The organism is Variovorax sp. PDC80 (assembly GCF_900115375.1).
GTDB lineage: Bacteria > Pseudomonadota > Gammaproteobacteria > Burkholderiales > Burkholderiaceae_C > Variovorax.
This window is the reverse complement of sequence record NZ_FOWG01000004.1, coordinates 216856-229496: the sequence shown is the minus strand read 5'-3', so window position 1 is coordinate 229496 and position 12641 is coordinate 216856. Positions and strand designations below refer to the sequence as shown.

Sequence of the window (12641 nt, the reverse complement as noted above, 5' to 3'; positions counted from 1 at the left end):
ATCATGCGGCCGGAAGCTGCTGCTTGACCAGTGCCACCCAGTAGGCCGCGCCCAGCGGCAGGATGTTGTCGTTGAAGTCGTAGTAGGGGTTGTGCACGTTCGGATCGTTCGGGCCCTCGCCCGCGCCGATGCCGATGTAGGCGCCCGGGCGCTTCTGCAGCATGAAGGCGAAGTCCTCCGAGCCCATGGCCGGCGGGATGTCGGTCAGCACCTGTTCGCGCTCGACCAGGCTGGCGGCCGCGGCGATCGCCGCATCGGTCTCGGCCGGCGTGTTGACCACGCCCGGATAGCCGCGGCGGTAGTCGAGCGCCACCTTCGCGCCATGCGTGGCGGCCACGCCCTCGCAGATCTGCTGCATCGCGGCCTGGGTCTTGTCCTGGATCGCGGCGTCGAGCGTGCGCACGGTGCCGCGCAGCACCACGGTCTCGGGGATCACGTTCCAGGTGTCGCCGCCATGGATCTGCGTGACGCTGACCACGGCCGAGTCGGTGGCGCCGGTGCGGCGGCTCACGATGGTCTGCAGCGCGTTGATGAGCTGCGCCGAGACCACCACCGAGTCGATGCCGGTCTCGGGCATGGCGCCGTGGCTGCCCTTGCCGGTGACCACGATCTCGAAGGTGTCGAGGTAGGCCGTCATGGTGCCCTTGCGGATCGCGAAGCGGCCGCGCGGCAGGCTCGGGAAGTTGTGCATGCCGTAGACGGCATCGGCCGGGAACTGGTCGAACAGGCCTTCCTCGACCATCACGCGGCCGCCGCCCTCGTTCTCCTCGGCCGGCTGGAACACGAAGTGCACCGTGCCCTTGAACGGCTTGTGGCGCGACAGGTGCTCGGCCGCGCCCAGCAGCATCGCGGTGTGGCCGTCGTGGCCGCAGGCGTGCATCTTGCCCACGCACTTCGAGGCATGGGCCTGCGTGCCCAGCTCCTGCATGTTGAGCGCGTCGAGGTCGGCGCGCAGCGCGATGCTCGGGCCGTCGCCGTTCTTCAGCGTGCCGACCACGCCGGTGCCGGCCAGGCCGCGGTGCACCGGCAGGCCCATCAGCATCAGCGCGTTGGCGACCACGTTGGCGGTGCGGTGCTCCTCGAACGCGGTCTCGGGATTGGCATGGATGTCGCGGCGCCAGGCCTGCATGCGCGCGCGGGTGTCTTCGGCGATTTCGGGGTCGCGGTACATGGTGGGGTTCTCTCGGGGGGTCAGTGGAAGAATTCGGCGATCAGGGTAGCGCCGAGGAAGGTACCGGCGGTGGCGGTCAGCGACACCACCACGATGCGCCAGCCGAGCTGGCGGAACACCGGCAGGTCCTTCGCGACCGAGAAGCCGGCCAGCGCGAGCACCGGCGTGGTGAAGGCCAGGAAGTTGAGCTTGGCGGTGAGCGCGATCAGCGCGTCGGAGAACGGCAGCAGGCCCGGGATGCCCACCACCGTGGCCACCACCGACAGCACCAGCACCATCGGCAGCCGCGGCACCAGGCGCTTGAGGCCCTCGACCGCCAGCGCGATCGCCACCACGGCCAGCATGCCCTCGAGCGAGACCAGCGGCGGCACCTTGTAGGTCAGCGAATTGCCGATCAGCACGCCGCCGCCCACCACGGCCCAGGCGATCAGCGTGTCGCGCAGCGGCAGTGCGCCGCCGTGCGCCACGCTGACCTGCGACATGGCGGCGGTGCCCGCATCGGGCGCGCCGCGCTTCGAGAAGCGGCCCAGCACCGGCTCGAGCTTGCCGTACAGCCACGAGCACAGCGGCAGCGAGAGGAACAGCGTGAAGTAGAAGCCCGCGACGGTGGTCAGCAGGTTCGAGGCCGCGGCGATGGCCGTGAGCTGCGGCAGCATCTCGGCCGGCTGCTGCGCGGCGATGGCGCCCAGCGCTGCCGCCATCAGGCTGCCCGAGCCCACGCCGGCGCCCATGGCCAGCGAGCGCGGATCGAAGACGTGCAGGCTGGCGATGAAGCCCGCCAGCACCGCGATGAACAGCGCGCCCAGCACGGTGCCGGTGATGTATTCGGCCAGCACGCCGCGGCCCTCGGGCGAGGCCATGCCGTACTTCTCGCCGATGATCACCAGGTTGCCCTCGCGCCCCACCGAGAAGGTGGCACCCACGGCCTCGCGCTTGATGCCCAGCAGCAGCGCCAGCGGCAGGCCCAGCGCCAGGGTGCCGAGCGCATGGCCGAACTCCTGGAACAGCAGTGCCCAGCCGGCCTGCTTGACCTGCGGCAGCGCGGCGCCGACCGTGAGGCCCAGCTTCACCACGAACAGCAGCAGGCCCGCGTTGAGCAGGCCGCCCGCGAAGGACTGCTCGGCGGTGGCGACGCGCGCCACGCCCGGCACGCGGCGGTGCGCGATGCCCCAGACCGCGGCGATCAGCAGCGCCCACAGCATCGGCAGCAGCGCCACCTTGCCCGGGCCGACGCTGAACTGCACCGGGCCGACCAGCTCGGCCGCGGCCACGATGGCCAGCGTGACGGCCGCGAGCTTGAGTTTTCCGGAAGCGCCGGAGGGCGCGGCCGTGACGGGAACGGAGGCGGCGGAGGTCATGGGTGGGGCGTCGGTCTGGAGCCGTGGGTGAGCCTTTGCTGGCGGATGGCGGCGAGTTTCTCCATGTAGGCCTATTGCATCAATGACCGCAAATCGGGATATTCGATGCATTGAATGCAACACTCAGGAGACCGGGCATGGACGACAGGCTCGACACGCGCCGCGTGCGCTACTTCATGCAGGTGCTCGACAGCGGCTCGGTGCGCGGCGCGGCCGACGTGCTCGACATGGACCCCTCGGCCGTCAGCCGCGCGATCGGCATCCTCGAGCAGGAGTGCGGCGTGCCGCTGCTCGAGCGCCATGGCCGCGGCGTGGTGCCCACCGACGCGGGCGAGATGCTGGCCGGCTACGTGCGCCGCCAGAACAGCCAGAAGCAGCACCTGATGGCGCAGATGGACAGCATCCGCAAGATCGAGCGCGGCCACATCGACATCGTGGCGGGCGAGGGCTACGTGGACTGGCTGATGCGCCACAGCCTGCGCGAGTTCATGACCACGCACCCGGGGATCACCATCGACCTCGACGTGGCCAGCACCGACGAGATCGTGCGCCGCGTGGTCGAGGAACGCGCCCACATCGGCATGCTGTTCCAGCCGCCACGGGACGAGCGGCTGACCTCGCACCAGTCGCATCCGCAGCCGATCCAGGCGCTGGTGCTGCGCTCGCACCCGCTCGCGCAGCTGGGCCGCCCGCTCAAGCTCGCCGACCTGCTGCCCTACCCGGGCGCCACGCTGCACCGCAACTTCGGCGTGCGCCAGCACATCGAGGCGGCCGAGATCAGCGAGGGCGTGCGGCTGCCCTCGCTGCTGACCACCACCTCGTTCAGCGCGCTCGGCCATTTCGTCTCGGCCGGGCTCGGCTACACGCTGGGCACGCGGATCTCGCTGACGCCGAATGCCGACCATCCCGAGCTGATCGAGCTGCCGATGAAGAACCCGCTGCTGTCGCAGGGCCGCTCGCACATCGTGTCGCGCCACGGGCGCCTGCTGTCGCCGGCCGCGGCCGAGCTGCTGCGCTGCGTGGTGCGCGACATGAAGCGCTATGCGGACACCGGGCCGCTCAAGGCGCGCAGGCCGGCGCCACGCGCACGCGCGGCCGCCGCTTGAGGAAGGCGCGGGGAGATCGTTGCGCGCGGCGGGCTTCGGTGGTCTGATCGCCCCCCATGTCCTACCTGCTCCCGCTCTTCGTCCACCTGCTGTGCGCCGCCTTCTGGGTCGGCGGCATGGCCCTCATGCACTTCGCGGTGCGCCCGGCCGCCGTCGCCACGCTCGAGCCGCCGCTGCGCCTGCGCATGATGGCCGCGACCCTGCGGCGCTTCTTCGTCGGGGTCGATGCCTCGGTCACGCTGCTGTTCGTGACGGGCGTGGCGATGATCCTGGCCACCGGAGGCTTCCGCGGCGTGCACTGGCGCGTGGAGGCGATGATGGGCCTCGCGATCGTGATGGCCGCGATCTACGTCTACATCCGCGCCTCGGTGTTTCGCGCGATGCGGCGCGCGGTCGACGACGGCGCCTGGCCGGTGGCCGCCGGCCGGCTCGACCTGGTGCGCAAGCTCGTGAGCCTGAACCTGGTGCTGGGCGTGGCGGTGTTCGCGGTGGCGGTGCTCGGGCGCGGCTAGGCAGTCGGGCCCTTGAGCTCGACGCCGTTGCCGTCGGGATCGCGCAGATAGATCGAGGGCCCCGTGCCCTCGGCCCCGTAGTTGTTCTGCACCTCGCCGTCGACCTCGACGCCATGGCGCGCCATGCGTTCGCGGATCGCGGCCTCGTCGAAGGGCTCGATGCGCAGGCACAGGTGGTCGAGGTTGCGGCCCTCGCGGCCTGCCAGCGCGCCACCCGCGCGGCCCAGCTTGCCGTCGTGCGTGACGAGGTCGATCAGGCTCGCGCCCGCGCGCAGGTGCACCAGGCCGAGGTCGTCGCGCCGCTTGTCGACCGTGCAGCCGAGCACGCCGACGTAGAAGGCGATGGCGCGCTCGGCATCGCGCACGCGCAGCACCAGGTGATCGATGCGCCGCAGCGCGAACGGCGCGGCATCGGAAGGATCGTGCGGGCGGGTCATGCCCGCCAGTGTGTCAGACCACGCCCGAGGCGCGCAATGCCTCGAAACGCGCCGCGTCGATGCCCAGTTCGGCGAGCACCTCGCGCGTGTGCTGGCCCAGCGCGGGCGGCGCGCGGCGCAGCACCGGCGGCGTGGCCGACAGGCGCAGCGGGCTCGCCACGCCGGTGATGGCCGTGATGCCGTCGCCCGCGTCGCGCGGCAGCGTGACCGCCAGGCCGCGCGCCTTGACCTGCGCATCGTCGAAGGCCTGCGCGATGTCGTTGATCGGGCCGCAGGGCACGGCCTTGTCCTCGAGCAGCGCGACCCAGTCGGCCGTGGTGTGCGTGCGCGTGAGTTCTTCCATCATCGGGATCAGCACGCCGCGGTGCTTCACGCGCAGGGTGTTGGTCGCGAAGCGCGCGTCGCTGGCCCAGCCGGGCTGGCCCGCGGCCTCGCAGAAGCGCGCGAACTGGCCGTTGTTGCCGATCGCCAGCAGCATCGCGCCATCCAGCGTCGGGAAGTCCTGGTAGGGCGCGAGGCTCGGATGGGTGTTGCCCTGGCGCGCCGGCGCCTTGCCGGTGTTGAGAAAGGCGCTGGCCTGGTTGGCGAGGATCGCCATGCCCACGTCGAGCAGCGCCATGTCGATGTGCTGGCCTTCGCCGGTGCGGTGCCGCACCTGCAGCGCGGCGAGGATCGCGGTGCTCGCATAGACGCCGGTGAAGATGTCGGTGAGCGCGACGCCCACGCGCAGCGGGCCGCCGCCGGGCTCGCCATCGGGGCGGCCGGTGATGCTCATCATGCCGGTCATGGCCTGGATCATCAGGTCGTAGCCCGCGCGCTCCGCATAGGGACCGTCGTTGCCGAAGCCGGTGACGCTGCAGTAGATGAGCCGCGGGTTGGCGCGGCGCAGCGTCTCCTGGTCGAGGCCGTACTGCCTGAGGCCGCCGGTCTTGAAGTTCTCCACCACCACGTCGGCCTGCGCCGCCATCTGCCTGAGCAGCGCCTGGCCGTCGGGCGTGGCCATGTCGATGGTGACCGAGCGCTTGTTGCGGTTGCAGGCGGTGAAGTAGCTGGCCTGGTCGCTGTCGTTGCCGTTCGCGTCCTTCACGAAGGGCGGGCCCCAGGTGCGGGTGTCGTCGCCGACGCCGGGACGCTCGATCTTGACGACATCGGCGCCCAGGTCCGCGAGGATCTGCGTGCACCACGGGCCCGCGAGCACGCGGGACAGATCGAGAACCTTGATGCCGTCGAGGGCTGCTTGGGTCATGTCGGGAATGCGGGGGCCGAACGCGGAAGTCGCTTGGATCTTCCTTCCGCGTTCGGCCGTCCGTTTTCAGTTGGCGAACGCGGCGATGCCCGTGATGGCACGGCCCAGGATCAGCGCATGGATGTCGTGCGTGCCCTCGTAGGTGTTCACGACCTCGAGGTTCACGAGGTGGCGCGCCACGCCGAACTCGTCGCTGATGCCGTTGCCGCCCATCATGTCGCGCGCCAGGCGGGCGATGTCGAGGGCCTTGCCGCAGTTGTTGCGCTTCATGATCGAGGTGATCTCGACCGCGGCCGTGCCTTCGTCCTTCATGCGGCCCAGGCGCAGGCTGCCCAGCAGGCCCAGCGAGATCTCGGTCTGCATGTCGGCCAGCTTCTTCTGGATCAGCTGGTTGGCGGCCAGTGGGCGGCCGAACTGCTTGCGGTCCAGCGTGTACTGGCGCGCGCGGTGCCAGCAGTCCTCGGCGGCGCCGAGCGCGCCCCACGAGATGCCGTAGCGGGCGCTGTTGAGGCAGGTGAACGGACCCTTGAGGCCCTGCACTTCGGGGAAGGCGTTCTCCTCGGGGCAGAACACGTTGTCCATCACGATCTCGCCGGTGATGCTGGCGCGCAGGCCGACCTTGCCGTGGATCGCCGGGGCGCTCAGGCCCTTCATGCCCTTCTCGAGCACGAAGCCGCGGATCGGGCCGACGGCGCCGCTCTCGCTGACTTCCTTGGCCCAGACCACGAACACGTCGGCGATCGGCGAGTTGCTGATCCACATCTTGCTGCCGGTGAGCGCGTAGCCGCCGGGCACCTTCTTGGCGCGCGTGGCCATGCTGCCGGGGTCGGAACCGTGGTCGGGCTCGGTCAGGCCGAAGCAACCGATCCATTCGCCGGTGGCGAGCTTGGGCAGGAACTTCTGCTTCTGGCCTTCGGTGCCGAATTCGAAGATCGGCACCATCACCAGCGAGCTCTGCACGCTGGCCATCGAGCGGTAGCCCGAATCGACGCGCTCGACCTCGCGCGCGATCAGGCCGTAGGCCACGTAGTTGAGGCCGGGGCCGCCGTACTGCTCGGGGATCGTCGGGCCCAGCAGGCCCAGCGAACCCATCTCGCGGAAGATCGCCGGATCGGTCTCGCCGGTGCGGAAGCCTTCGAGCACGCGCGGTGCCAGGCGCTCCTGGCAGTAGGCATTGGCCGCGTCGCGGATCATGCGCTCGTCGTCGGTGAGCTGCTGGTCGAGCAGGAAGGGGTCGTCCCAGTGGAAGGAAGCTTTGGCGGCCATGCGGCTGTCTCCGGAAAAGGGGAAAAGAGGGGGATCGGGCGATCCTAGCGAGGCAGGGGGCGCGGCGCAAACGATGAATCCTCACCCAGATATGCGGATCCAGAATGTCTTGGGCGTTGCCGGAGCCGTGCTTTCATTGATGAAAGCCCTGCGCCAGTCATACACTCGCGGCATACATGCGCCGCAAGATCCCGCCCCTGCAGACCCTCGTGTGCTTCGACGCGGCCGCGCGCCACGAGAGCTACACGCGCGCCGCGCAGGAACTCGCGCTCACCCAGAGCGCGGTGTCGCGCCAGATCGGCACCCTCGAGGCCTTCCTCGGCGTGGCGCTGTTCCGCCGCACGCGCCATGGCGTGGCGCTGACCGCGAGCGGCGCGGCCTATGCGCGGCAGACCGCCAAGCGGCTCGAGGCGATGGAGCGCGACACGCTCGATGCGATGGCGCACCAGGGCGAGGGCGGCTCGCTGTCGCTGGCGGCCGTGCCCACCTTCGCCACCCGCTGGCTGATGCCGCGGCTCAAGGGCTTCGCGGCGCTGCAGCCCGACGTGGTGGTGCACATCGAGACGCGCACCCGGCCCTTCCTGTTCGCCGACGCGGAGTTCGACGCCGCGCTCTACGCGGGCACGGTGGCGCAGGTGCAGAACTGGGCCGGCACGCACGCGCTGCCGCTGATGCAGGAGGACGTGGTGCCGGTCTGCAGCCCCGCGCTGCTACCGCGCGGCAAGCCGGTCTCGCCCACGGCCATCGCGCACATGCCGCTGCTGCAGCAGAGCACGCGACCCGACGGCTGGCGCCAGTGGTTCGATGCGCAGCAGGTCGACGCGCCCAATGCGCGCGGCGGCCCGCGCTACGAGCTGTTCTCGATCCTGGCCGCGGCCGCCTCGCAGGGCCTGGGCGTGGCGCTGATGCCGACCATGCTGGTGGCCGACGAGCTCGCGCGTGGCGAGCTGGTGGTGGCCTGCCCGCGGCCGCTCGCGGGCGAGCGCGCCTACTACCTCGTGACGCCCGAGCGCGCCGACCAGCGCCCGCTGCTGAAGTTCTTCAGCGACTGGCTGCTCGCGCAGGCCCGCGAGGGTTGAAGCCCATGCCGCGCGACAGCCGCTCCGAGTACGAATGGCGCATGCACAAGGTGGTGACGCACATCGACGACCACCTCGAGCGGCCGCTCGACCTCGCGGAGCTGGCCGACGTCGCGCATTTCTCGGCCTTCCATTTCCACCGCCTGTTCGCGGCCTGGGCCGGCGAGACGCTGGGCGACTACGTGCGCCGGCGCCGGCTCGAGGTCGCCGCGCTACGGCTCGCGACGCAGCCGCGGCTGTCGGTGCTCGAGGCCGCGGTGTCGGTCGGCTTCGGCTCGGGCGAGGCTTTCTCGCGCGCCTTCCGCGCCCGCTTCGGCAGCGCGCCCAGCAGCTGGCGCGCGGCCCACGACTGGTCGCTGCTGCCCGAGGCGAACAGCAATCCCGATCAGATCGAACGGCACGGCTTCACGAAGAATGGGCCCGGTCCGCGCCGCGATCCCGACGGCGCTGCGTCCCCGGAGCTCCCCATGAACGTCGAACTGATCATCCGCCCGCCCGTCACCATTGCCTACCTGCGCTACGTCGGCCCCTTCGGCGCGCCCGTGGGCGCGTTCTGGGGCGAGCAGGTGGCGCCCTGGATCACGCGGCACCGGCTGTGGTCGGGCGCGCGCTACGGCATCAGCCACGACGACCCCAGCATCACGCCGCCCGAGCAGTCGCGCTACGACGCCTGCGTGGAGGTGCCCGAAGACTTCGTGCCCGACGCCGGCTTCCAGAAGACCGTGCTGCCGGGCGGGCGCTATGCGGCGCTTCGCTTCCACGGCCTGCCGGCCGAGATCAACACGGCCTGGACCCGCCTCTTGCGCGACTGGCTGCCGGGCAGCGGCTTCCAGTTCGACAACCGGCCGGCCTTCGAGCACTACGCGGCGAGCTACGCCTACGACGACAACACGCACGCCTTCGAGTGCGACATCTGCATTCCGATCGCGCCGCTGTGAGCGCGGCCTGAAAGCCGCGTCCGGAAACGGCGAGCCCGCGCCCGCCGGCCGCGCCACACTCGCCCCATGCCTTCTCCCGCTTCCGTGATCGATGCGCTCGACTGGCCGCGCATCGAAGCCGACCTCGCCGCGCGCGGCTGCGCCACCACCGGCCGCCTGCTCGGTCCGCGCCAGTGCGCGGCGCTGGCCGCGATGTACGACGAACCACAACATTTCCGCAGCCGCGTGGTGATGCAGCGCCATGGCTTCGGCCAGGGCGAGTACCAGTACCTCGCCTATCCGCTGCCCGAACCGGTCGCGGCCTGGCGCGCCGCGCTCTACGAACGGCTCGCGCCGCTGGCCAATGCCTGGGCCCAGGCGATGGGCCTGCCGGCGGACTATCCCGCCGCGCACGCGGACTACCTCGCGCGCTGCCACGCGGCCGGCCAGCAGCGGCCGACGCCGCTGCTGCTGCGCTACGACGAGAGCGACTACAACTGCCTGCACCAGGACCTGTACGGCGAACTGCAGTTCCCGCTGCAGCTCACGGTGCTCCTGAGCCGGCCCGGCGAGGACTTCACGGGCGGCGAGTTCGTGCTGACCGAGCAGCGCCCGCGCATGCAGTCGCGCGCCGAGGTGGTGCCGCTCGCGCAGGGCGAGGCCGTGATCTTCGCGGTCAACCAGCGGCCCGTGGCCGGCACGCGCGGCAGCTACCGCGTGACGATGCGCCATGGCGTGAGCCGCGTGCGCTCGGGCCGGCGCCAGACGCTGGGGCTGATCTTCCACGACGCCCAGTAGGCGCGCGGCGTCGCCGAATCTCCGACTGTCCCGGCACAGCTTTCGCCCGCTTCGAGGGAGTGGAGCGAGAATCCGCCCCGCATCCGGCACTCGCCAGCATTTCCGACGCACTGATCGGACAGCGAGACCGCCGGCTGCCGATCCGTGGCCCTCCGGCAGCGGATGCGCTTGGGCAGACAGGGAGCAGTATGAACAGATATCCGTCCGGCGCGCCGGACCCGGCCGCGCGGCCGTCTTCCGAAGCGGCCGCGTCTGTCACACGGCCATGGACCTTCGGCTTCGCCTCGAACCCGGCGCCTTCGCGGCGCCGCACCCGTCACTTCCGGGTCGACGTGGGCACCATCGTGAGCGTGGTCGCGCTCACGCAATCGCTGCTGCTGGTCTCGCTCGGCTACTGGGGTTCGCAGCGGCTGGTCTCGCGCATCGGGGTGTCAGCCCACAAGTCGAACCACGACCGCACCGAGGACAAGGTGAACGCCTTCCTCTCGAAGGCCGAGTCGGTGGTCGGCGCGGTCGCCGGCACGCCGAGCCTGCGGCCCGCGGGCGAACAGGGCGAGTGGACGGCCGAAATGCTCTGGACCATGCTGCAGCAGTCGCCCGAGCTCGACAGCCTCTACGTCGCGAACGACGAGGGCCAGATGCTGATGGCGCTGCGCTATCCCGCGCCGGCGATCCGCCACATCGCGCCCGAGCGCGGCATCACCACCGAGACCTGGCAGTACAAGCGCCCGCTCGAGGTCGATGCCGAGCCGCAGCAGCGCTACCAGACGATCCGCCTCGAAGCCTTCCAGAGCGACTACGACCCGCGCACGCGCAGCTGGTATATCGGGGCCCGCGCGGCCAAGGGACCGGTGTGGACGCAGCCCTACGTCTTCGCGGCCGCGCAGGAACTCGGCGTGACCTACGCGCTGCCGAGCCGGCGCCGCTATGCCGACGGCAATCCGCAGGCGCTGGTGGTGGCCGGCGACGTGTCGCTGGGCCGGCTCTCGGACTTCGTGCGCCAGTTCAGCAGCAGCGGCTTCGGCGGCAGCGCGCTGCTGTCGGCCGACCACCGCGTGCTCGCGCGCAGCGACATGCCGGGCGTACGCCACCAGCTCGAGGCCCCCACGGGCGTGCTCGGCGAACTGCACCAGCACATGCTGGACGACGGCACCGCGGGCCACGCGGCCGACACCGCCTTCTCGTTCCGCCACGAAGGGCGGCGCTACCTGGCGCAGACCTCCCGCATCGAGATCACCGGTTGGGAACTGGTGAGCTGGGTGCCCGAGGACGCGTTGCTCGGCGACCTGCGGCGCGCGGTGCTGTGGTCGATGTTGCTGGTGCTGGGCTTCCTCGCGGTGGCGCTCGCAATTTCTCTGCGGCTGTCGAAGCTGGTGACGGCGCCGGTCGAGAACCTGTCGCGCATCGCGCGCCGCATCGGCATGCTCGAGCTCGACAGCCTGCCGCGCGAGCCAAGCCGGGTGCTCGAGATCCAGCACCTGGACCAGGCGCTCGACGAGTCGGCGCGCAGCCTCAAGGCCTTCAGCAAGTTCGTGCCGGTGGACGTGATCAACCAGCTCATCGCGCAGGGCCATGCGCTCGCGCCCAACGGCTCGCCGCGCCGCGTGACGGTGATGTTCACCGACGTGGAGGGCTTCACGAGCATCTCCGAGTCGATGCCGCCGGCCGTGCTGGTGGGCCAGCTCACCGACTACTTCAACCTCGCGGCGCGCGTGTTCGCGCGCCATGGCGGCGTGATCGACAAGTTCATCGGCGACGGGATCATGGTGCTGTGGGGCGCGCCCGCCGACCTGCCCGATGCCGAGTACAAGGCCTGCCTCGCGGCGCTCGAGCTGCAGGCCGAGATGCGCGCGCTCAACCGCCAGTGGCACAGCCAGGCGCTGCCCGAGTTCCGCACCCGCGTGGGCATCCACACCGGCATGGTGATCGCGGGCGTGCTGGGCTCGAACGACCGGCTGTCGTACACGGCCTTCGGCGACGTGATCAACGTGGCGAGCCGCATCGAGGGCATCAACAAGCAGCTCGGCACGCAGCTGCTGGTGTCGGAAGTGACCCATGCCGGGATCAAGGGCCGGCTGGCGACGCGCCGCGTCGAGGAGCAGGTGGAGCTGCGCGGCCGGCAGACGAAGATGGTGCTCTACGAGCTGCTGGCCTGACGAGGTGTGAATAAACCTACTGCGCGCCCCGATCTCGCACCTGCGGTCCTCACCGTACAAGGTACGGCTCCGGTCCTCGGCGCGACCTCGGGGCGCTCGCTACGGTTTCTTCACACCTCGTGAAACTCAGCGCGGCGGCGTTGGCGTGACGCGCACCAGCATCAGGTTCGCGCTCGGGCCCTGGCCCTGCGTGAGCACGCTGTACTGCGTGTCGTTGATGAACAGCAGCTGCTCGCCGCGCACGATGCGCGCCGCCACGGCGTAGCGCATGCGCGGATCGATGCGCGCCGCGTCGACCTGCAGCGTGTAGGCGAACGGCGGCTGGCGGCCGTCGGCGCGGATGCGCTGCTCGGCCAGCACGACCGAGGGCGCGTCCATGCGCGAGACGTCGAGCAGCTGCACGCGCACCTCGGCGGCGGGATCGAGCGCGATGCGCTCGCGGTAGCTCACGGTGCCGCTCACGACGAGCGGCGCGGCCGAGGCCGAGGCCGAAGGCGCCGACGGGGAGGAGGCCGCGCAGGCACTCAGGAGCGCGGCGCCGGCCACGCCGGTGGCGATCGCGAGAAGGAATACGTTGCGTCTGGAAAGCATCGCG

The 12641-nt window shown here is 70.9% G+C and carries 12 protein-coding genes; 6 read left to right on the top strand and 6 right to left on the bottom strand.

Going from position 1 to position 12641, the window contains the following annotated elements:
• Position 1 precedes the first annotated feature (1 nt).
• Both BM109_RS14495 and BM109_RS14490 read right to left on the bottom strand, forming a co-directional pair.
• Positions 2 to 1171 carry a M20 aminoacylase family protein gene (locus tag BM109_RS14495; protein ID WP_093343778.1) on the bottom strand — a complete coding sequence of 390 codons (1170 nt, stop codon included), beginning with the start codon at positions 1169 to 1171 and terminating at the stop codon, positions 2 to 4.
• A 20-nt stretch (positions 1172 to 1191) separates the two neighbouring features.
• Positions 1192 to 2529, bottom strand: coding sequence for a DUF3100 domain-containing protein (locus tag BM109_RS14490; protein ID WP_093343776.1), 1338 nt, complete (start codon positions 2527 to 2529; stop codon positions 1192 to 1194).
• 137 nt (positions 2530 to 2666) lie between these two features.
• Here BM109_RS14490 and BM109_RS14485 point away from each other — a divergent pair, with 137 nt between their 5' ends.
• Positions 2667 to 3635, top strand: coding sequence for a LysR family transcriptional regulator (locus tag BM109_RS14485; protein WP_093343775.1), 969 nt, complete (start codon positions 2667 to 2669; stop codon positions 3633 to 3635).
• 56 nt (positions 3636 to 3691) lie between these two features.
• Complete coding sequence (locus BM109_RS14480; protein WP_093343774.1) at positions 3692 to 4147, top strand: CopD family protein; 456 nt, start codon at positions 3692 to 3694, stop codon at positions 4145 to 4147.
• On the opposite strand, the gene BM109_RS14475 is transcribed toward BM109_RS14480, so the two are convergent.
• The 3 genes from BM109_RS14475 to BM109_RS14465 form a co-directional block, all read right to left on the bottom strand.
• Positions 4144 to 4584: a VOC family protein gene (locus BM109_RS14475; RefSeq protein ID WP_093343772.1), complete on the bottom strand. Its 441-nt coding sequence runs from the start codon at positions 4582 to 4584 to the stop codon at positions 4144 to 4146. The genes BM109_RS14480 and BM109_RS14475 overlap by 4 nt on opposite strands.
• A 13-nt stretch (positions 4585 to 4597) precedes the next feature.
• On the bottom strand, positions 4598 to 5830 hold the full coding sequence (locus BM109_RS14470; RefSeq protein ID WP_093343771.1) for a CaiB/BaiF CoA transferase family protein: 1233 nt from the start codon (positions 5828 to 5830) through the stop codon (positions 4598 to 4600).
• 66 nt (positions 5831 to 5896) lie between these two features.
• The gene (locus BM109_RS14465; protein ID WP_057592354.1) at positions 5897 to 7096 is read right to left on the bottom strand and encodes an acyl-CoA dehydrogenase; all 1200 of its coding nucleotides are present in this window, start codon (positions 7094 to 7096) and stop codon (positions 5897 to 5899) included.
• 176 nt (positions 7097 to 7272) lie between these two features.
• Here BM109_RS14465 and BM109_RS14460 point away from each other — a divergent pair, with 176 nt between their 5' ends.
• The 4 genes from BM109_RS14460 to BM109_RS14445 all read left to right on the top strand — a co-directional run bounded on the left by BM109_RS14460 (position 7273) and on the right by BM109_RS14445 (position 12046).
• The gene (locus BM109_RS14460) at positions 7273 to 8175 is read left to right on the top strand and encodes a LysR substrate-binding domain-containing protein (RefSeq protein WP_093343769.1); all 903 of its coding nucleotides are present in this window, start codon (positions 7273 to 7275) and stop codon (positions 8173 to 8175) included.
• 5 nt (positions 8176 to 8180) lie between these two features.
• On the top strand, positions 8181 to 9113 hold the full coding sequence (locus BM109_RS14455) for an AraC family transcriptional regulator (RefSeq protein WP_218159372.1): 933 nt from the start codon (positions 8181 to 8183) through the stop codon (positions 9111 to 9113).
• 66 nt (positions 9114 to 9179) lie between these two features.
• Positions 9180 to 9890, top strand: a complete 711-nt coding sequence (locus BM109_RS14450) for a 2OG-Fe(II) oxygenase (protein ID WP_093343768.1) — start codon at positions 9180 to 9182, stop codon at positions 9888 to 9890.
• A gap of 188 nt (positions 9891 to 10078) precedes the next feature.
• Positions 10079 to 12046 (top strand): adenylate/guanylate cyclase domain-containing protein, encoded by a 1968-nt coding sequence (locus BM109_RS14445; RefSeq protein WP_093343767.1) that lies wholly within the window; start codon positions 10079 to 10081, stop codon positions 12044 to 12046.
• Positions 12047 to 12172: 126 nt separating this feature from the next.
• Here the strand turns inward: BM109_RS14445 and BM109_RS14440 are convergent, their stop codons facing one another.
• Positions 12173 to 12637, bottom strand: a complete 465-nt coding sequence (locus tag BM109_RS14440) for a YbaY family lipoprotein (RefSeq protein ID WP_093343765.1) — start codon at positions 12635 to 12637, stop codon at positions 12173 to 12175.
• Positions 12638 to 12641 lie beyond the last annotated feature (4 nt).

Bases quoted from the DNA above. Each gene is read 5' to 3' on its own strand.
- BM109_RS14495 (WP_093343778.1), bottom strand. From the start codon at position 1,171: ATGTACCGCGACCCCGAAATCGCCGAAGACACCCGCGCGCGCATGCAG.
- BM109_RS14490 (WP_093343776.1), bottom strand. From the start codon at position 2,529: ATGACCTCCGCCGCCTCCGTTCCCGTCACGGCCGCGCCCTCCGGCGCT.
- BM109_RS14485 (WP_093343775.1), top strand. From the start codon at position 2,667: ATGGACGACAGGCTCGACACGCGCCGCGTGCGCTACTTCATGCAGGTG.
- BM109_RS14480 (WP_093343774.1), top strand. From the start codon at position 3,692: ATGTCCTACCTGCTCCCGCTCTTCGTCCACCTGCTGTGCGCCGCCTTC.
- BM109_RS14475 (WP_093343772.1), bottom strand. From the start codon at position 4,584: ATGACCCGCCCGCACGATCCTTCCGATGCCGCGCCGTTCGCGCTGCGG.
- BM109_RS14470 (WP_093343771.1), bottom strand. From the start codon at position 5,830: ATGACCCAAGCAGCCCTCGACGGCATCAAGGTTCTCGATCTGTCCCGC.
- BM109_RS14465 (WP_057592354.1), bottom strand. From the start codon at position 7,096: ATGGCCGCCAAAGCTTCCTTCCACTGGGACGACCCCTTCCTGCTCGAC.
- BM109_RS14460 (WP_093343769.1), top strand. From the start codon at position 7,273: ATGCGCCGCAAGATCCCGCCCCTGCAGACCCTCGTGTGCTTCGACGCG.
- BM109_RS14455 (WP_218159372.1), top strand. From the start codon at position 8,181: ATGCCGCGCGACAGCCGCTCCGAGTACGAATGGCGCATGCACAAGGTG.
- BM109_RS14450 (WP_093343768.1), top strand. From the start codon at position 9,180: ATGCCTTCTCCCGCTTCCGTGATCGATGCGCTCGACTGGCCGCGCATC.
- BM109_RS14445 (WP_093343767.1), top strand. From the start codon at position 10,079: ATGAACAGATATCCGTCCGGCGCGCCGGACCCGGCCGCGCGGCCGTCT.
- BM109_RS14440 (WP_093343765.1), bottom strand. From the start codon at position 12,637: ATGCTTTCCAGACGCAACGTATTCCTTCTCGCGATCGCCACCGGCGTG.